Raw genomic sequence first — 19,713 nt, 5'->3', positions numbered from 1 at the left:
TTATAGCTGTCCCAACGATTCAGTCTTAGTTGGAACCGCTATAACTATTTGTTTTAACGCTTTATCCTACGCAAAACCGGCTCCCACTTTTGCCGAAAATGCTTTAAGATTGTGCGTCCTTCGGCAAGGGAAACTCAAGTACTGCACGCAGGCCGGGTCCATTATCTTCCAGACGCAGAGCACCACCGTGCAATTTCATAACCGCCTTGGCAAGGCTTAAACCAAGCCCCGATCCCGGCTGTGTACGGCTTTCCTCAAGCCGTACGAACCGTTCAGTCGCTTGCTCGCGTTTGTCTTCTGGAATGCCTGGGCCGTTATCAGCGACCACGATGCGCACCCATTGTGAATCACGCTCCATGGAAAGTGTAACCACAGCAGGGTTCTCGCCTGAGAGCGCATATTTGATCGCATTATCAACGAGGTTGGAGACGGTCTGGCCCACAAGCTCACGGTTGATATGCAGCGGCGCATCATCAAGCGTGCTAAGTGTCAAAGTGGCACCCGCATCTTCGGCAACCGGCTCGTACATTTCAGCCACATCACTGACGATAGATGCGACCGACATGTTTTCCAAATTCTCAGCCGAATAGCCTGCTTCAAGACGTGAGATCATCAAAATCGCATTGAACGTGCGGATCAGCTGATCAGATTCACCGATGATATCTTCCAGCGCCTCACGATACTCAGGACCAGCCTTCTTCCCTGATAACGCCTCTTCAGCGCGGTTGCGCAGACGTGTGAGTGGTGTCTTGAGGTCATGCGCAATATTATCGGAAACTTGCTTCAAGCCTTCATTCAGTTCAAGAATGCGCCCAAGCATGACATTGAGATTGCTGGAGAGACGGTCAAACTCATCCCCGGAACCATTAACCGGCAATCGCCCTGTCAAGTCGCCATCCATAATGCGCTGCGAAGCACGCGAAACTTCGTCGATGCGCTTAAGTGCACGCCGCCCAACGAAGAACCAGATCAGAAGCGCACCGACACCCATAATGCCGAGAGCCAACATAAGCGAACTGCGTACAAGATCGCGGAAACGCTCCGGCTCACCCAAATCGCGACCTACCAGCAAGCGCATGCCATTAGGCAATGCAATCACAACTGCAATCGCACGGTGTTCAGTCTCAGTTCCCTGCTCACCATAACGGCGATATTTGAAGGCGCGCTCGACAATGCCATCCGTATCCAGCACGCCCGGCTCAACCCCTTCAACATTGCCGGATAGAATACGACCAGACGGGTCTGCGACCAGATAGAGGTAGGCGCCGGGTTGACGTGAACGGTAATCAATCGTGCGCACAAGTTGCGGAATACCACCCCGCGCATAGGCCTTACCGATGCTTGCGACTTCTTCGCCCAGCGCTTCCTGAGTCTGACTGTTGATAATGGAGGCAGAAAGATTGGTCATATAAAAGACCAGTGCTACCGCTCCTACGGCAAACAAAAGGAGATAAAGCGTCGATAGGCGCGCTGCCGTCGTGCGCATAAGCGCAGAGAAACGACCCATCATTCCACCTTGGCACTCGCAGTAGAGGCTTTAGTGCGCCCGGCTTTGAGCATATAGCCCGCACCACGAACGGTATGCAGCAATGGACCATCAAAGCCTTTTTCGATTTTGCTGCGAAGTCGTGAGATGTGCACATCAATCACATTGGTCTGAGGATCGAAATGATAATCCCAGACATTTTCAAGCAGCATCGTGCGCGTTACCACCTGTCCTGCATGGCGCATCAGATATTCAAGCAAACGAAATTCTCGTGGCTGGAGGGTAATATCCACGTCCTGCCTGCGCGCTGTGTGGGCAAGCCTATCGAGTTCCAGATCGCCAACGCGGTAGATTGTATCTGCTTCGCGTGGGCTTGAGCGGCGTTGCAGAACTTCAACACGTGCAAGCAGTTCAGAAAATGCATAGGGCTTGGTCAGGTAGTCATCACCGCCTGCGCGCAAACCAGTTACGCGGTCATCCACTTCGCCGAGGGCGGAAAGAATGAGTACCGGCGTTTCCATGCCTTTGGCACGTAATCCGGCGACTACAGAAAGACCGTCACGCTTGGGCAACATGCGATCAACGACCAGCACATCATAATTGCCGTTTTCAGCCAGCGCATAACCGATTTCGCCATCGCCGGCGATGTCGGCAGAATGTCCGGCCTCAGTAAAGGCCTTCTCAAGATAGCGGGCCGCTTCGCGGTCGTCTTCAATAACGAGAATCTTCATGGCGATACTATAAACCGGATCGTTGGAGAAAATGAAGCAATGCCAGGCGGGTTCTCCGCCTGGCATTTTATTTTCAGATACTTTGCCTCACGCAACCATTATCCCTGATCGATCGGAAGGGCTACGAAACGACTCTGGTCGTTGCTCTGAAGCTGCAACAGCACAGCCTTACGACCAGCCTTTGAGGCTTCAGCAATTGCGTTGTCTATATCCTTGGCGCTCTTAACAATCTGATTGTTAACCGAAACAATGATGTCACCGGAACGAATGCCACGGTCAGACGCATCGCTATCGGGATCGACATTTGTGACAACAACGCCGTCACCGTCTTCCGACGGCGTGACCGTCAAACCATACGAGTCGAGCGTTTCGCCTTGCTCCGTATCACTCCCGCCAGACTGGCTGTCCGCCTTGCCGAGATCCTGTGGCATAGCGGCAATCGTAATGTCGATTTCTTCAGCCTTGTTCTTGCGCCAGACCGTCAAAGCAGCCTTTTCACCCGGAACGATATTGGCAACCTTACGGGCCAGATCACGTGGATCCTGAACCGGTTCACCATTAACCGCCGTGATTACATCGCCAGACTTAATGCCTGCCTTTGCCGCAGGACCATCCGCCTGAGGAGAGGCTACCAACGCACCCTTTTCTTCTGCAAGACCAAGTGAAGCAGCAATATCCTTGTTGACTGGCTGGATCTGCACGCCAATCCAACCACGCTCAACAGAGCCCTTCTTGATCAGTTGGTCGACGACCTGCTTGGCAGTCGATGCAGGAATTGCGAAGGCGATACCTACGCTGCCGCCTGAAGGCGAGAAGATTGCAGTGTTGATGCCAATGACTTCACCTGAAAGATCGAAAGCTGGGCCACCGGAGTTGCCCTTGTTAACAGCAGCATCAATCTGGATGAAATCATCGTAAGGACCTGCACCGATGTCACGACCGCGGGCCGAAACGATACCGGATGTGACCGTACCACCAAGACCAAACGGATTGCCAACAGCAACGACCCAATCACCGACTCGGATCTTGCTGTCATCGCCGAGCTTTACATATGTGAACTTGCGCTTGGCATCATCGATCTTCAGCACAGCAAGATCGGTACGCGCATCAGTGCCGATCAGCTTCGCATCGAGTTCGGTGCCATCATCAAGAACGACGCTGTAGGCATCACCGTCAGAAACAACGTGGTTGTTGGTAATGAGGTAACCGTCTTCGGAGATGAAGAAGCCGGAACCCTGTGCCACAGGACGTTCGTGACCCGGACGCGGCTTGCCACGATTGCCCGGACGGCGGTTATCTGGACGTGCGTCACCGCGCGGCTCCACTCCAAAATCACGGAAGAAGCGCTTCAGCGGATGGCCATCTGGCAACTGATCGAAACCGGGAGGTGTCCCGAACTGCTGGCCACGGCTATCCGCTTCCTGCACATCCTTCTTGACGCGAACGCTAACGACTGCCGGGCGCACTTTTTCAACCAGATCGGCAAAGCCTGCCTGCTGAGGCGGAGTGACACTGACTGCTTCGGCGCGGGCGTTGTTCATCACGCCCATTGGGCCAGTTGCGACGAACGCACCGGCAAGCGCGGCTGACAGCGCTACCGCTGCAACACCCTTGCGATACTTTGAAGTTATAATCTTCGACATCTGTCTCTCCTTACGAGCAGCAATCTCGGACGTAGAATTCCCACCAAGGCAAATCCGGTCCTATAATCCTTTATAGAGCTCAAGATAGTTCGGGCTACCTTACCGCTCAATTTCCGGAAGATGAAAGTTTTGTAAGGTTTGAGAAAAAAATCAGAATAGAATATTAGCTCACTTATCGTCGAGAAGCCTGGAAAGCTCGGCTTTTTCTCGCGCTGATAGCGGCTTTTGGACTTCGGTTGTAGTGTTGCGCCGACGGAACGCAATGGTCAAAGCAATCCCGCCAATCAAAAGAATCAGCACCGGGAAGCCCCACAGAAGCGCTGTCTGTGCATTTAAGCGAGGTTTAAGCAGAACGAATTCGCCATAACGATCGACGACAAAGTCCATCACCTGTTTATCAGAATCGCCAGAAGTCAGGCGTTCACGCACGAGAACACGCAGGTCGCGCGCCAGTTCGGCATTTGAATCGTCAATCGATTCGTTCTGACAGACCATGCAGCGAAGTTCCGCCGATATCTCTCGCGCTCGTTTTTCAAGCTGAGGGTCGCCGAGCACTTCATCTGGATTGACTGCCAGAGCGGCTGATCCGCTAAATACCAGCGACAATCCCAGAAGAAGCAAGGAAAGACGTTTGCATATCCTCATGCTGTCGCCTCTGCTTCCTTTGATGCGGACTTGCGCGCCTTTGATGGAGCGCCGACACGCAGGCGACGGTCAGCGAGCGAGAACATCGCCCCCACCATCATGATGAGCGCACCGTACCAGATCAGCGTTACATCCGGCTTCCACCAAACGCGCACCACGATGGAGCCATTGCCAGGTTCATCGCCTAAAGCCACGTAAACCTGACTGAACCATAAAGTACGGATGCCTGATTCAGTGGTTGGCATCTGACGGGCCGGGAAAAACCTCTTAGACGGTTCGATCAGACCCAGGTCACGATTTGATGAATCCAGCAGTGTAAACGTGCCGCGGTTTTCTGTGAAGTTTGAACCGGTCAAAGGACGTAGACCTTCAAAGCGTAGCGAATAATCCGCAACCTTTGTCGTATCCCCCGGGCGCATCAACAGTACACTTTCGGTACCATACGTCGTGACGCTTATAATACCGAGCAAAGTCACGCCAAGGCCAATATGCGCAAGAGCTGTCCCGAATACCGAACGTGGCAGTCCTTTAAAGCGCAACAGCGCTTTGCTCGCGGAAACCTTGCCGATACCGGCCTTCAACCAGAGATCAGTCAAGCTACCAAGGATCAGCCATACAGCAAGACCGATGCCGAGCGCTGCGAGCACGGAATGAGCCTCGCTGCGCCAAATCACAATACCGACCGTAATGAGTGACAATGCGAATGCAGTCATCAGCCGTTGCGCAACGCCGTATAGGTCTCCTCGCTTCCAGGCAAGCAGCGGACCAAAAGGCACAGCGAACAGCAGTGGGATCATCAATGGTCCGAAGGTCATGTTGAAGAAGGGAGCGCCGACCGAAATCTTGTCACCAGTCAACACTTCCAGCAAGAGTGGATAGAGCGTACCGATAAGAACGGTTGCGGCAGCGGTTGTGAGAAAGAGATTATTGAAGACCAAGGCGCCTTCGCGCGAGATCGGTTGGAACAATCCGCCCGAAGACAGGCTCTGAACGCGAAGAGCGAAAAGCGACAGAGAACCACCGATGAAGATGGCAAGAATAGCGAGAATGAACAGGCCTCGTCCCGGATCGGTCGCAAAACTATGCACTGACGTCAATACGCCGGAACGCACAAGGAAGGTTCCCAAAAGCGACAGTGAGAAAGTCAGGATCGCGAGCAGCACTGTCCAGATTTTGAGGGCCGAGCGTTTTTCCATGACAATCGCTGAATGCAGCAGTGCCGTTCCAACCAGCCATGGCATGAAGGACGCATTTTCGACCGGATCCCAGAACCACCAGCCGCCCCAGCCGAGCTCGTAATAGGCCCAGTAAGAGCCCATTGCAATGCCGCCCGTCAGGAACATCCACGCGACCAGCGCCCAAGGGCGAACCCAACGCGCCCATGCCGCATCAATACGACCTTCGATGAGGGCAGCGACAGCAAAGGAAAAGCATACAGAAAAGCCAACATAGCCGAGATAGAGCAACGGAGGATGGATCGCGAGACCTATATCCTGAAGGATCGGGTTCAAATCGCCACCTTCAATCGGTGCTGGAATAATGCGCGTAAATGGATTGGAAGTGAAAATGATGAAGGCCAGAAAGGCAGTTCCAATCCAGCCCTGAACGCCAAGAACGTTCGCACGCAGGGTTTCTGGCAAATTGCCGGAAAAGGCTGCAACCAGCGCACTGAAGAAACTAAGAATCAGCACCCACAGCAACATAGAGCCTTCATGATTGCCCCAAACGCCGGTAATTTTATAAAGCATCGGTTTTTGCGAATGGGAGTTTTCGACCACGTTAAGGACCGAAAAGTCAGAGACGACATAGGCGAATGTCAGAACCATGAAAGAGAACGCAATCAACGCAAAGACGGCCAGTGCAGTTGGTACTGCAACCCCCATCAACTGCATGTCTCTACGCTGCGCACCTACGACCGGCGCGATAGACTGAACCACTGACAAAGCCAGTGCCAGAACAAGCGCGAAATGGCCAATCTCGACATTCATAAGCTTTGTCCAATTCCGATTACTGGTCCGTTTCCCATTATTGACCTTCCCAAACGCCCTTTTTCTTCAGGCTGTCGGCGAGGTCCTTCGGGACATAATTTTCATCGTGTTTGGCGAGCACATTATCAGCTCGAAATACACCGTCAGAACCGAAGCGGCCTTCCGCGACGACGCCCTGTCCCTCACGGAAAAGATCAGGAGCAATTCCTTCGAAGACGACTTTAACGGTCTTGATTGTGTCTGTGACGGTAAAGCGCAATTCGCTGCCTTCTCGCATCACGGAGCCTTCTTCAACAAGGCCTCCCAAACGGAACCGGGCACCCGAAGTGATTTCCTGTTCAGTCAAATCGGCAGGTGTTCGGAAAAATCGAATGTCCTGATTAAAAGCCATAAGCATCAGGCCAACCGCGACAGCGAGAACAGCCAAAGCACCACCGATCAATATCAGGCGCTTGCGCTTTCTCTGGCCCACTGTACGGGTTAAACTACCCTTTGGCTTTGTGTTACGTCCACTGCTTTCTGCGGTCGCACTCATTGTGTTGCGCTCCCTGCTTCCAAACCCAGTCCTGCGGCAAAGCCTGTTAGCTCATCCCGCTTTTCACCATCCAACGCCGCAACTCCACGTTTCAGCGCATCAAGTGCATCATCCCGGCGATTAAGGATCATATATGAGCGCACAAGTCGCTTCCAGCCATCGATATCCCCGCCATTTTCGCGAAGACTTTCGTCCAAACGTTGAACCATACCTTCAACCATAGCCTGACGATCTTCAGGGCTCATTGAGGCCGCAGCGTCAACATCCTCGGTTGTAGGACCGTTTGCAGGCGCTTGCGGAGCAATTCCGCGGATACGCGCAATGGTCTGCTCAACCTGTGCACGCCAAGGCGCATCTGCCGGTGCTTTATCAAGGAACGTCTGTAGCCTTTTTACCGCGCCATCTGCATTACCATCCTGCATCTCGCCTTGCGCGAGGTAATATTGAGGCCGGATGTCATCAGGCTCAAGCGCAGCCGCTTTTTCAAACAGACCTTCTGCCTCGGCGGTAATTGGCCCACCGGATACTGCGATCAAAGCTTCGCCAAGACCAAGAATTCGTTGGAAGTTTTCACCTTCAAGGCGAATTGCGGAACGGTAGGCATTGACTGCATCAGCTCCGCGACCAATCCGCAGATAAATCGGTGCCAATACATCCCATCCGCGTGCATCGCCGGGGTTTTGCGCAAGATGCGCTTCGGCACGAGCAATAAGTTCATCAACCGAGCTATTTTGCGGGCTATTCGCCAGACGTGCCGCCAATGGCATCGAGGGCGTGTCAGGCGTTCCGAAAAGCGGGTAAATGCCCCAGGCGATCAAAGGAACGGCCAGAACCGCTGCGAGAGCCAGCACCCGACCGGATCGAGCTTTCTGCATATTGGCAGCCGATTCCGCACTGGCCTTTTCGGCATTCAAGATGCGTCGGGAGATTTCGATACGAGCCTGTTCGGCACTGGGAGCGTCGATCATGCCACGCGCAGCGTCGGCCTCAACCTCGCGCAACTGGTCGCGATACACTTCTAGGTCGTTCTTTTCAGGGGGCAAAAATTCCTGCTTGTTCCGTGTCAACGGCAACAAAACAGTCAATGTAGCTGCAAGAGTCAGCAGTGCGGCAGTCAACCAGAATTCCATGGCTGAGACTTAATCTCAGCCGAGGGAAAAACCAACACTAACCTGCCTGAAGTTGCAGACTAGGGCAATTCGCCGCAAAGGCTTAGAGCGCCGCGCGTCCTTTCGGACGCACAAAGGACGCTCTAACTCTTTGATTTTACGCATCGTGCTTTAGAGCGATCAGTTGAGCGGTGTCCAGCTGCCATCGGCGTTACGGCACGCTGTACCACGCGCGGTTTGCAGTTGGTCTGCAACTGTAAAAGTATGGGTATATTGGCGGCAGTTTTGCGAACCGACCTGGTAAGGCTGTGCCGCCGTTACATCCCCAGATGTCGATCCACTGCCACTCCATGAAACCGCTTTACCAGCAGGCGAATATTCAAGGGCCCGATATTCTGCTTCAAGTGCCTTCTTGCGGTCACTTGCGGTCAACTGCCCTGCCGAACCACCCAAAAGCCCATTCCCGAGCGGTGCCAGCAAGTTCGGACGCGTTTCTACCGAGGAAGACGACCCACCAAGCGAAGTCAGTCCCAAACCTTTTCCACCACCGGATGTTCCGCAGGCAGCAAGCATGAACGCCATCGAAGCGATCAGAAGAGGAGCAGAAAACCTTGATACCATTATCATAACAAACCGGCCTTCATAAAAAGTGAGCATGCATACTATCGTAGGATGCAGCTAATAAGTCTAACCTTCTAGTTCGCCTCGTGGCAAAAACAACTATCAATCTTCAGTTAGCGGCAACACAACGCGAACTTGTAGTCCGCCCAAGTTGCTTTTGTCCAAATGCAAGGTGCCACCATATTCCCGCACAGTGTCCTGAACGATTGCCAATCCAAGCCCCGTGCCCGGTTTGGTCTCATCGACACGATTGCCACGTTTGAGTGCTTGTTCGATCTTGTCAGGAGCTAGGCCCGGACCGTCATCCTCTATCAAAATCTCAAACTGCCGTTGCGCATCTGCGGCCGGTCGCAAAATAATCTTAATCTGTCTGCGGCCCCATTTACCTGCATTCTCCAGCAGATTACCGACAATCTCTTCCAGATCTTCTTTTTCGCCAGCAAAAACGGCGTCCGGCAACACATTTCTGAATATGATTTTGAACGCCGGGTTGAGCTTTGCAGTCACCCGTTCCATCCGCTCAAGCACTGGAGTGACTTGAGTTCTGAATACGACGCTATCTCTTTGTGCCGCTATACGAGCGCGTTGCAGATAATGCTGTATCTGCACCTGCATAGCTTCGCTCTGCTCAAGAACAACCCGCCCCTGTTCGCCCCCCATCGCCCGCGCCTCATTGGTCAAGACCGAAAGAGGCGTCTTCAGCGAATGCGCAAGATTGCCGACCTGTGTGCGCGAACGTTCAACAATGCGCCGGTTGTTTTCAATCAGCGCATTCATCTCATTTGCGAGCGGTGCAATTTCAATCGGAAGCGATGTATCGAGCTTCGCTGATCGACCTTCACGAATGTCGGTCAATGCCTGACGGACCTTATCGAGTGGCCGCAAGCCGAATAGAATAATGCCAGCATTGATAAAGACGCTGCCAAGTCCGAAAATCGCCAGATAAAAAGCAAGCTTGCTGCGAAAATCAGAGATTTCGTTCATGACTTCACTCAAGTTACCCATCACGCGGAAGCGCGCAACGCGGTTTTCATTGTCAAGAACGACTTCCGTTTCGACGATATAGAGCTCTTCACCATTTAAGCCCGGCAGCGTATAGCTGCGCATAAACGAGCTATCAAACGGTGCCTGATTTACTGGTAATTCAGGCACAATACGCCCTACTGAGGATAGTGATTGCAACTTGCCATTAATGTTTGAAGTAACGGGATCAACAGACCAATACCAGCCGGACAGCGGGCTGGAATAACGCAGTTCACCAAGCTCGGGCCGACCTTGAAGCGTACCGTCCGGCGATATACTGACCGCACCAACAAGACTGAACAGATGCGCTGTCAGAAGTCGTTCGAAATTGTTGCGTGCAGCATCGCCGTAAAGGGTACTGATGAGCGTGGCCACAACGACGAGTGCCAGAATGACCCAGAGCGTCGAAAGGGTGACGACGCGTATCGCAAGTGAACGCAAAGGGGGGAAAACGCTTAAAAGCTTCAGTTCCCGTTCCCCTTCGTGTCATTTTGCCCGTCCGAGCGGATGCGATAGCCCATGCCGCGGACTGTCTCGATCAGATCGACGCCCATCTTTTTACGCAGGCGGCCAACAAAAACTTCGATCGTGTTGGAATCGCGGTCAAAGTCCTGATCGTAAAGATGCTCGACCAGTTCCGTCCGCGAAACAACCTCATCCATATGATGCATGAGATAGGAAAGCAGACGATATTCATGAGAAGTCAGCTTCAACGCCACGCCGTCCACACTGGCTTTTGAAGTCTTTGTATCTAGGTGCAGAGAACCGCAGACCAATTCCGATGACGCGTGGCCGGCAGCGCGACGGATCAATGCACGCAATCGAGCCAGAACCTCTTCCATATGAAAAGGCTTGGCGACATAATCGTCGGCACCAGCATCAATACCGGCAACCTTATCACTCCAGCGATCACGCGCTGTCAGCATCAGAACCGGCATGGTCCGACCACTGCGGCGCCAACGTTCCACAACACTGATGCCATCCATCTGCGGAAGGCCAATATCGAGGATCACAGCATCGTAAGGTTCGGTGTCGCCCAGATGATGGCCTTCTTCGCCATCAAAAGCACTATCAACAACATAACCTGTGGCAACCATCGCATCCGAGAGCTGCCTGTTCAGGTCCTTGTCGTCTTCAACGATCAGGATACGCAAGTTTGAGGCTCCTCGCAGGGACGCATTAAAGCATTTCCAGCAAAAGAGCGAAGCGGTTTTGCGTAGGAGAATGCGCAAGAACAAACAGTGAGACGCGGTTTCAACAATTCGATCGTAACTGGAACTGCTCTACTGTGCGGGTACGGCTACTTCTACACGGCGCGGGCGTTCGCCATCGCGACCAGGTACGAGTACCACAATCACACACATGGCGCGGCCATTCTGTGTGGTCGGGGTTGCCTTGGCCAACTGGCCACCCTGTGAGGCAGCCACTTGTTCGCCCACTGCCGCACAATCCGCAGCCGCGGCGACCAGAAGATTAGACTTCTGTGGCGTAGCGATTGGCAAAGCACCGGCATCAACCGGCAACAGACCAATGCTAACGGCCAGAAGCGCGAAAATTTTGAGAGCAGGGTTCTGTTTCATCATGTCCCTTATATAGCGCCTCTCAGCTGAACGATGCATGAACGATCACCCTGCTTATAGACCCAAAGGAATTTTGGTCTGTAGAACAGCATCAACCAGATACCCTCGGCTGACGCCATTCTAAACTGTTGTTTTTATGCATAATATTATCCGGAGCATTCGTCAACATTCCGGAACTATGCCACTTTTCAAAACTTTGCTATCACGCTTTGTAAAATTATGAAATGCGCGAAGTTGCCCCTAAGCGGCCAAAGACAGCAATAAGGCTGGCGATACCGGTCGCAAGTTGCAGCAATATATCGGTCAAAGCACCCTGATCGACCGTATCGCTGATAAGGCCGAAAGCGCCTGCCAACGATAAAAACAGAGCGACCAATCCAGCCCAAACAGTACGAGACAGATACCAAGGCTTATCTTCAATCATGCAATTTCCTTTTTCATTTTAACAGAATGTTTGAAGTATCGAGCGTAGTGAAATCACCGGCTCCTGTTTTGGAACTCACCATTGCTACGCGAATCTGGAATTCATTCGTGCCGAGTTCAGCAAAGCGCTCTGGATTCGGATAGATCCAGGACGTGGTCTGCACCTGTGCGCTTCGCACCAGCTTATCGGACTGCCAGACTTCCACCTGATAGACTTCACGCTCTTCACCAAGCGGGATATCCGCGCCCATCCAACTATCAGCATCGATCCGCCCTCGCCTGACCCACTGAAAGGATAAGTCACCATTCTCGAGTTGTTCAGTCTTGAGATGTACCGGGCTTAGAGGCTCCAGGGCTTGCAAGCCGCCGATCGCTTTCGCTGTATCAAAAAATTCATCCGAGAATGATTTGCCTGCTGCCCCTATACGCCAGTTAAGCTCAAGCCCTATTTCAGAAGCTTGCAGTCCTATGCCCTGCACTCCACCATCAAACAATACAAACGGGGTCCCGACTGGCTTCTCAATAAGGCTTTCTGTTTCCGTACCAAGCTGCCCGCGTAAAAGTCTGCTCAATCGCCAGCGGTTTTGTCCGATTTCCTCTGCTTCGAGAAACTGAAAAGCTTCCCATTTTCCATTGGGAGATTTTAAAAACGCCGTATTGGCCCCGTTCAGAATCTGAGCAAGCGGCTTTGATCCCAGTTCACCTGAATAAAGCACAAGTTCTATCGCATTCCCGTCGATCAAACGTCCGCTTGGAGCTCCCTTAATTGGCTTTGTCAGTTCACCCATCACAGCGCGCTCGCTGATCAGGCTGCGTTCGGCAAAGCCATCATCAGACGGTGAGGCGTAAACCGCGACGCCACGCCATGGTTTCGCATGACAAGCGATGCGGAACTGACCCGCGGGATCTTCCGCGCTCGGCCAAAGCGGCAGGTCGATGAGATGGAAAATCGGCTTCATATCGGAGACCGGTTTTCCCGGCGGAAGCTTGGGAGTTTCACCTTTGTCTGCAAACACAATATTCGGTGCAAGTGCGACGGCTTTGACAGCCCGTACTTCTCCGTCTTCCAACGCCGTTACGACATAGTCGCGCCCGCCGCCCAAGACATCAAGCCGGACACGGTCGCCGACGTGAAGCGCTGCTTCAGACCACGGCAAAGAGAAACTCGCGGTCCGCCGTTCAGCATAGCGGCGCGCCATCCAGCTTTCGGCGAGAGCCGTTGCCTGCCCAGTTTCCATCGAACCAGACAGGCTAAGGCTTTCCGTGCCCTGCCCTGTATCCCGACGCACAGAGGCCCCAAGCACCTGAAAGTCACGCATCGGATCGTTGCAGTATAGTTCGGCAATAGAAGGCAGATCGCCCTGATCGTCGAGAACAGAACTCAATGCTTCGCCATCCTGTGGCTCGACCAACATATGCACTACATCAAGCGTCGGTGCCGCACGAGCGACGCTCCGAAATACGAACCGCCCGGCCTGCTCAAAACCATGGACGCCAAACACGTTCATCAGCGGCTCCAGAACACCACGTGCTGTTGACGGTTCCGAAATCACAAAACCAGTGAGGTGCCCATCGGCCGCGGCACAATCGGCCTCTGGCAATCCAAAGTCCGCCAGTATGGCAGCTATCAGTTCATCAAGCGAAACTCCACTGATACGCCCGTTAAGCCAATGACCGAGGCGCCAGTTCGGCGTATCTCCCCATACGTCACCTTTCAGCGGAAACTCCGGAAATGGTCGCGTATCCCAAGACCACAAATAAACGCGATCCATGTCCAGCATCGAACCGCCATACACCGACGATACCGGGTTGTTTTCAGGCCAGTGTCTGAAATGTGCGCGCAGGAAACGATCCATACCGATATCGGCGCGTGAACCGTTTGAGAAATAAGGCGTCGCATTTTCCGATGATTTGGGATCAGGAAAGACATTGGGTTGGTTCGGCCCTTTGTCGACTGCCGGGCATCCGAGTTCTGTAAACCAGATCGGCTTGGATTGCGGCACCCAAGCTGTCGGTGTGGCAGCCTCCGCGCCATCAATGCGATTATAATGGGGATTGCTCCACCACGCGCGAATGTCCTTGTAGCGATAGACCCAAGGTTTACCAGCAAGCCCATCACTGATTGGAGTACGAATACGCGCAACACGATCTTCGCTGCTCCCATAATACCAGTCGAAGCCCTCACCCGTTTCTATGCTGGTTGTCAGACCATTGAGATCATAAGGGCCTTCGAAGCTATCAGGATTTCCCCCATCAAAATCGTCATCCCGCCAATCGGCAAGCGGCATATAATTGTCGATGCCAATTGCATCCAACGCAGGATGTGACCACAGCGGATCGAGATTGAAAAACAGATCGCCGGTTTCATCCTGCGCCTGATAACCAAAATATTCGGTCCAATCCGCGCCATAGGTAATGCGGCAGCTTTGTCCAAGCTTTGTGCGCATCTCAGTGGCGAGTGTGCAAAGGTGTGTGACAAACGGAAAGCTTTCACGACTGTCGCGGATGCTGGTGAGCCCGCGCAATTCTGAGCCAAGCAAAAAGGCATCGACGCCACCGGCCTGCAACGCCAGATTTGCACAGTGATTCAGGAAACGCCTGTAACCCCATGTTCCGTTGACGAAAGCTGTGACCTGATTTCCTGCCTCGGCTGTCTTATCAAGTGAGCCAGCTACACCGATTGCAGGATGGCAAGTGATACGCCCGCGCCATGGATAGGCTGATTGGCCGACACCGCCATATGGTGATGGCAATTGATTATCGGCTGGCACGTCCATCATGATGAACGGATAAAGCGTTACCTTCAGGCCGCGCGCTTTCGCATCACGGATTGCATCGATTACGCTCTGATCTGAAGGTGTGCCGCCATAAGCAGCACCCTCACCACTGGTCGAAATAAGGTGCGCATCAGCACGCGTGATATTTTCTACCTTCCAGGCCCGGCTCGACGAGAATGAACTCTGATGCGTGACGCCCGGGCGAATGGTGCACGCACCAGCCCTCAGATCATTGCCAAACCACGGCAGAACAATCGCCACATGCCGCAGGTTCGGGCAGAGCATCTGCAACTCATCCATAGCGACAGTCCAATCGCTATGCCCGCGCTTCGCATTGCGGTTGAGCGTGCGGCTTTCACCAGGGAAAGGCCTGTCACTGACCGGACTTGGCGAGAGGCCAAACTCGGTAGACCCGGGAATGAGCGCGACAGCACGAATATCGCGCGCCACCTTACCAACCGGCCGCATGACCTCGAACTGAAATTGCGGTAGACGATTTCCAAACACATCGAGCGGAATACGCTCAAACACCACGTAAGCAGTGCCACGATAGGCAGGCGCATTGCCTGCACCCTGCTTGGCCTCAATCAAAGGATCGGGCTGTTGTTCCTGCGTGCCCAGATAGATACGCATATCGACTTCAGTGAGATCAAGTTCCTGACCATCAGCCCAGACACGACGGATGCCAGCAATTTCGCCTTCCGCAACAGCATAGGCTGCGTTACCGAAATAGCTATAGCTGGTCACTTTCGGACCACCTTTGCCGCCTTGGCGTTCGGTGGTTTTCTTTTCCTCAAACCGTGTCGCCCAGATCAATGTACCTGAAAGTCGTGCCGTGCCGTAGACCAAGGGTAGTGCTGCACCTTCTTCTGCTGTTGCTACGCGGCCACCATTGAGACGTGCACCCTCCATATGGCGGGTCGAGTTGATGATCGCGGTATCAACGGCATAGCCCCCCATAGCGCCCAAACCAGCACCGATCACGGCCCCAACGGGGCCAAAAATGCCGCCAACAGCAGCACCGACCGCTTGCAGAACGATTGTTGCCATTACTCACACTTTCGCTTCAGGGAAGATAAAAGTTCCGGCGATACGCTTTCGCCATTGCGGCACCAGTGCAGACGCCATCACGCAATGCCCCTCATAGGCGTGGATAAAACGGTTTTCCCGTATCATGATGCCGAGATGCTTCGCCGCGACATCGGGGCGCCAGCGGAAGATGAGCAAGTCCCCCGGTTGGGGAGCACTGCTGACACGCACTCTCATATGCCTGTGCGCCGCTTCCATGAGCGGATCGCCCGATGCAGCCTCTGCCCAGTCAGGGGCGTAGATCCCCGGATGTTCTGGCTCAACGCCGTAAAGCGTCCGCCAAATACCACGGACCAGCCCAAGACAGTCACAGCTTACACCGCGCATTGATGCGCCGTGGCGATAGGGCGTCCCTATCCAGTTTCCGGCCTCGGCCAAAACTTTCTCGACAACCATCATGGCACCAATGCACTTCCGTCATATTCGTTACCGCCGCTCACATAGGCAAAGGCTGCATCATTCCCGGGAAGGTGCGGAAAGCCTTGAAAATTGGTGCCATTTGAAAATTTTGCTTTGCAGGTGGCAAAGCTCTTGTCGCAGCCGGCAACAATGCGAAACGTGTCACCAACTTTCACTGGCAAAACCGACGACTCGATCAGGCGCAGACTGCTGCCATTCTGCCCCAGAACACGAATTGCTTTCCCCGCGTTCTTGCCGCTCGTCCAGGTCAGCAGTCCCTCCGCAAACCAGCCGCTTGCAAATCCTTGAAGTCCACTCACCATCAGCACAGCACCCTCGGCAACATTGACCGAACCAAAAGCAGAGAACCGTGGATCGATTTGGTTCACACCACAGCGTTCATCGCCTAAAACAGCGTTGCATTGACGTAGTATCCGGCGGCCACAAACGGCATCGAAAGCCGCCGCAGCGCCTTTCAGTTCCATGACAAATCGGCCACCCGATCGGCTGATCGTTCCAACTGTCCAGCGTCGCAAAAGCATGTGCTGTTCAGAACTTGACCAGTTGACCAGATAGCTTTCTATGACCGCCCCATCATAGCGCCCCTGCTCGATATCAACATCGCTGATGCGTGTTGACGACAGAGCGCCTTCGACCTCGCCGCCCGCAACAGAAAGCCCGAGCGTTGTCGTGGCTTCGCTACTGTTCAGACCGGTCAAAGGCTCGCAGGCAATTCCATCCAGAAACAAGTCACGATCATGGTCTGTAAAACCGAGCACGGCACTATCCGAACGTCTTATAAGCCAGGCAAAGCAATGGGTTGTGACTTCACCCTTCAAGTGTGATTCAAGCGCTGCCGGAACAGGAATCATGCTTTAACCTCAATGATCGGAATGGAGGGGATTTCGCCTGCCTGGAACGACGCAATGCTGGCCATCAGCAGGTCAGTATCGAAACGCACTGGTACATCGAACAGAAAACCAGCCGTCACGGTGGCTCCCTCTCCGGGCAGATAATCAGGCATGAAAATCACGTTACCTGTCACATTATCGATTGTGAAAGCCTCGCCTTCCGCGAGCCGCACTCCGTCGACGCCAATCTGCACCGATCCACTAACGGGCCGTGTAATCGGACGGTCATAAGTTTCATAGCGTTTGATGAGCTGGTATTTCGCACGTATTCCGTTGCCAACGCCAATCTGTTGATCGAACGGCGACGGTGCCACACTCCCGGCAGCAGATGAAAAGTCGAACGGATCGCGGAAACGAAAAGTATGGAGCGAACCGTGCCGGGCCTCGAAGAAGGCAAGCACTGCTTTCAGATCATCAAGCGAACGCAATCCTGTGCCTGCATCAAAATGGCGACGGGAATGTGCCCAGCGTGCGTTGCGCTTTTCCATACCGGATGTGAGTGTAATGATTTCATTACGCCATTCCGGGCCACCGGTTGCGCCAAAAGAGACTCCGAGTGGAAATCGGACATCATGAAAGGCTTCCATCTCACAATCTCCGGGCACCGCGACGGACCGCACCCGCCAGCATGGTTGAAAGCTGCGCTTCAGATTTGCGGAAAGAGGATGCATCAGGCGAAGACATATTGAAGACGACCTGCACAGGTTTTCCAGAATTGCCGCCGGTGGCGACTCCAAGTCGTCCATCAGCACCACGCGCGAGCGGCAGAATGGCTTCTGCGCCAGCTTCTCCGGTCAGGCCCAGAGAACCATTGCCCATGCCAAAGTAAGTCGGACTGGAAACCACACCGCCTTTGGCAAACGGCATGATGCCACGAATACCAGTCATCATGCCCGACATCATCGACGAGCCTAAATTTTGTAGCGGCTGAAGGCCGGCGGAAAGTGCCGAGCCGGCCAAGTTGCTTGCGAGGCCGCGCAGCACATCTTCCAGTCCCTTACCGGAAACGATAGCGCTTTTGAGTGCCGTCGTGAGGTTGGAGCCGAAGCTTGACGAGCGCTTTTCAAGATCGGTCAACGCATGATCGAACGCGCTCGTATCTGCCTCAACGGAAACGGTTACAGTTTCGTCTGTCATTTAAATTACCTGTCGGGAAAAGTGTGCATGAGCGCATCAAGCGCCGCACGCGAGGGGGCATTTGTGTTGCGCGATACGGGCCCCAAGGCCGCTGAAAATTCACGCGGGGTCATTGCCCAGAAGTCTTTTGAGGAAAGCCGCAGCAAACCAAATCCTGCCCGCATCACCTCAGCCCATGGGAAAGGTTTATGTGAAGGGCTTGATTCAACTGCGGCACTCAAGGGTTTGACGCGGAATCGCTTTCCGGCTTTTCAGCACTTCCGAATGTGGCTGTCAGAAGTGATGAAACGATATATGCGAACCCGGCTGCACCGCCTTCAGCTCGCATTTCCGAAACGTCGTCATAGCTCACATTATGACCACCACCGTGGAGGCCCGCGCAAATGATGCGCTGCATATCATGGGCTGCAAGTCGGCCTGTCGAAAAGCGTGCAATGAGGTCTGAGAGATTATCTGCTTCAAATGCCGCTTCCAACTCCGCAAGCGCGCCAAGTGTAAGGCAGAGTGTCCAGTCGCGGCCATCGAGTTTTGCCGCGACCTCGCCACGATGGCGATTGACCATCATAGAACCTCTCCAAAGGTAATCAGCCCCGCCGATTCCAACGCTATCTCGAAAGTCACTTCAGCGTCGTGATTGCCGCCATACTCAAGCGCTACGATCTGAAACGGCCCGGTAATGGTGCCGAAATCTGGCAGCACGATCTGCCAGTTGCGGATATCTCCATGAAAGAACAGACTACGGATTAATGCATCTGAAGCCGCGTCTTTGAAAATACCTGATCCACTAACTGAAGCGCGCTGCACACCGCTTCCAGCCAGTAGCTGCCGCCAGCGACCAGCCGCATCGGCGTCCGTTACGTCAACTGTTTCGGCATTGAAAGCGATGCGCTTGGTGCGCAAGCCTGCGCAAGTTTCATACGCACTTTCGCCGGTCGCGATTTTCAGCAAGATGTCCTTGCCGCGTTGAGCTGCCATTTATTGATCCTTGATTTGAGCATTTCCAGCTAAATGAAAATAGGCTTTGCATCCGGAAACGCGTAATATCTCACGACTAGAACGGGTCCGCTCTAAGTATTTGTTTTTGAGTGCATTTCGTCCGAAAATAGCTTCACACTTTTCGGGATGCGCTCTAATCAGCAGGTTCGGTCACGGCGCGATAACGCATGGTGCCAAGATAACTGCCGAAACCGTCGGTGTTACGTGCCAAAACTTCGGTCAGCATGAGATTGATCACCCGATGACCATTCACTTCGAGCGGTTCCTCGTCGAGCCGCGTGGCAATGCGCCCGGCAATATCAAGCACGCGTTTGCGCCCTGCCTCGCGCGCCCATATCTGGATATTGAGAAAATGCTCGCCCCCCGGCTCACTTGCTGTACTCCAGTCTTTACTGAGTGTTTCACCCAACGTGACATAGGGAAAAGGTGTTTTAGGTGGCACGTGATCGTAAACGTGTTCACCACCAAGAGTTTCAATAAGTTCGTCGTCGTTCTTCAAGACCTCATAAAGTGCTTTCTGCAATGCGCTCGCGCCATTCTTCATTTTGATCCCCGCTCGATTTTTGCTTGTCACCTCGGGTGTCCCTACGCCCGACGGCAATATCCTCTCGCACAGCTAC

The 19,713-nt window shown here is 53.6% G+C and carries 21 protein-coding genes; all 21 read right to left on the bottom strand.

The annotated features are described in order from the left end of the window. Positions 1–103: 103 nt before the first annotated feature. Positions 104–1,510 (bottom strand): sensor histidine kinase, encoded by a 1,407-nt coding sequence (locus CES85_RS12475; RefSeq protein WP_095446284.1) that lies wholly within the window; start codon positions 1,508–1,510, stop codon positions 104–106. Beyond that, positions 1,507–2,217: a response regulator transcription factor gene (locus CES85_RS12470; RefSeq protein ID WP_095447861.1), complete on the bottom strand. Its 711-nt coding sequence runs from the start codon at positions 2,215–2,217 to the stop codon at positions 1,507–1,509. The genes CES85_RS12475 and CES85_RS12470 overlap by 4 nt, the downstream gene beginning before the upstream one ends. Before the next feature lie 98 nt (positions 2,218–2,315). Beyond that, positions 2,316–3,860, bottom strand: a complete 1,545-nt coding sequence (locus tag CES85_RS12465; protein ID WP_095446283.1) for a Do family serine endopeptidase — start codon at positions 3,858–3,860, stop codon at positions 2,316–2,318. 168 nt (positions 3,861–4,028) lie between these two features. Then, positions 4,029–4,505, bottom strand: a complete 477-nt coding sequence (locus CES85_RS12460) for a cytochrome c-type biogenesis protein (protein WP_095446282.1) — start codon at positions 4,503–4,505, stop codon at positions 4,029–4,031. After that, positions 4,502–6,493 (bottom strand): heme lyase CcmF/NrfE family subunit, encoded by a 1,992-nt coding sequence (locus tag CES85_RS12455; RefSeq protein WP_095446281.1) that lies wholly within the window; start codon positions 6,491–6,493, stop codon positions 4,502–4,504. Before CES85_RS12455 ends, CES85_RS12460 begins: the two co-directional genes overlap by 4 nt. Positions 6,494–6,530: 37 nt before the next feature. Further along, positions 6,531–7,028 carry a cytochrome c maturation protein CcmE gene (gene ccmE / locus CES85_RS12450; protein WP_095446280.1) on the bottom strand — a complete coding sequence of 166 codons (498 nt, stop codon included), beginning with the start codon at positions 7,026–7,028 and terminating at the stop codon, positions 6,531–6,533. Beyond that, a complete protein-coding gene (gene ccmI / locus CES85_RS12445) occupies positions 7,025–8,158 on the bottom strand; it encodes a c-type cytochrome biogenesis protein CcmI (RefSeq protein WP_095446279.1) in 1,134 nt (377 codons plus the stop codon). Before ccmI ends, ccmE begins: the two co-directional genes overlap by 4 nt. 159 nt (positions 8,159–8,317) lie before the next feature. Then, positions 8,318–8,764: an RT0821/Lpp0805 family surface protein gene (locus CES85_RS12440; protein ID WP_095446278.1), complete on the bottom strand. Its 447-nt coding sequence runs from the start codon at positions 8,762–8,764 to the stop codon at positions 8,318–8,320. 96 nt (positions 8,765–8,860) lie between these two features. After that, the gene (locus CES85_RS12435) at positions 8,861–10,171 is read right to left on the bottom strand and encodes an ATP-binding protein (protein WP_095447860.1); all 1,311 of its coding nucleotides are present in this window, start codon (positions 10,169–10,171) and stop codon (positions 8,861–8,863) included. 74 nt (positions 10,172–10,245) lie between these two features. Beyond that, on the bottom strand, positions 10,246–10,935 hold the full coding sequence (locus tag CES85_RS12430) for a response regulator transcription factor (RefSeq protein WP_095446277.1): 690 nt from the start codon (positions 10,933–10,935) through the stop codon (positions 10,246–10,248). Between the two features lie 129 nt (positions 10,936–11,064). Next, positions 11,065–11,361, bottom strand: coding sequence for a hypothetical protein (locus CES85_RS12425; RefSeq protein ID WP_095447859.1), 297 nt, complete (start codon positions 11,359–11,361; stop codon positions 11,065–11,067). Between the two features lie 217 nt (positions 11,362–11,578). After that, a complete protein-coding gene (locus tag CES85_RS12420) occupies positions 11,579–11,785 on the bottom strand; it encodes a hypothetical protein (RefSeq protein WP_095446276.1) in 207 nt (68 codons plus the stop codon). A gap of 13 nt (positions 11,786–11,798) precedes the next feature. After that, complete coding sequence (locus tag CES85_RS12415) at positions 11,799–15,611, bottom strand: baseplate multidomain protein megatron (RefSeq protein WP_095446275.1); 3,813 nt, start codon at positions 15,609–15,611, stop codon at positions 11,799–11,801. Positions 15,612–15,614: 3 nt separating this feature from the next. Further along, a complete protein-coding gene (locus tag CES85_RS12410) occupies positions 15,615–16,049 on the bottom strand; it encodes a C40 family peptidase (protein WP_095446274.1) in 435 nt (144 codons plus the stop codon). Beyond that, the gene (locus tag CES85_RS12405) at positions 16,046–16,921 is read right to left on the bottom strand and encodes a phage/gene transfer agent baseplate hub protein (RefSeq protein WP_095446273.1); all 876 of its coding nucleotides are present in this window, start codon (positions 16,919–16,921) and stop codon (positions 16,046–16,048) included. The genes CES85_RS12410 and CES85_RS12405 overlap by 4 nt, the downstream gene beginning before the upstream one ends. Next, positions 16,918–17,547 carry a TIGR02217 family protein gene (locus tag CES85_RS12400; RefSeq protein ID WP_095446272.1) on the bottom strand — a complete coding sequence of 210 codons (630 nt, stop codon included), beginning with the start codon at positions 17,545–17,547 and terminating at the stop codon, positions 16,918–16,920. The genes CES85_RS12405 and CES85_RS12400 overlap by 4 nt, the downstream gene beginning before the upstream one ends. Before the next feature lies 1 nt (position 17,548). Further along, entirely contained in the window at positions 17,549–18,097 is a 549-nt protein-coding gene (locus CES85_RS12395) for a phage tail tape measure protein (RefSeq protein ID WP_095446271.1), read from the bottom strand. A gap of 5 nt (positions 18,098–18,102) precedes the next feature. Continuing rightward, positions 18,103–18,261 (bottom strand): rcc01693 family protein, encoded by a 159-nt coding sequence (locus CES85_RS12390; protein ID WP_244923279.1) that lies wholly within the window; start codon positions 18,259–18,261, stop codon positions 18,103–18,105. Between the two features lie 53 nt (positions 18,262–18,314). Beyond that, complete coding sequence (locus CES85_RS12385; RefSeq protein ID WP_244923278.1) at positions 18,315–18,662, bottom strand: gene transfer agent family protein; 348 nt, start codon at positions 18,660–18,662, stop codon at positions 18,315–18,317. After that, a complete protein-coding gene (locus tag CES85_RS12380; RefSeq protein ID WP_095446269.1) occupies positions 18,659–19,072 on the bottom strand; it encodes a phage major tail protein, TP901-1 family in 414 nt (137 codons plus the stop codon). The genes CES85_RS12385 and CES85_RS12380 overlap by 4 nt, the downstream gene beginning before the upstream one ends. Positions 19,073–19,226: 154 nt before the next feature. Continuing rightward, the gene (locus tag CES85_RS12375; protein ID WP_095446268.1) at positions 19,227–19,637 is read right to left on the bottom strand and encodes a DUF3168 domain-containing protein; all 411 of its coding nucleotides are present in this window, start codon (positions 19,635–19,637) and stop codon (positions 19,227–19,229) included. Positions 19,638–19,713 lie beyond the last annotated feature (76 nt).

It is taken from the genome of Ochrobactrum quorumnocens, assembly GCF_002278035.1.
Taxonomy (GTDB): Bacteria; Pseudomonadota; Alphaproteobacteria; order Rhizobiales; family Rhizobiaceae; genus Brucella; species Brucella quorumnocens.
This window is presented reverse-complemented; position numbering and strand designations above follow the sequence as displayed.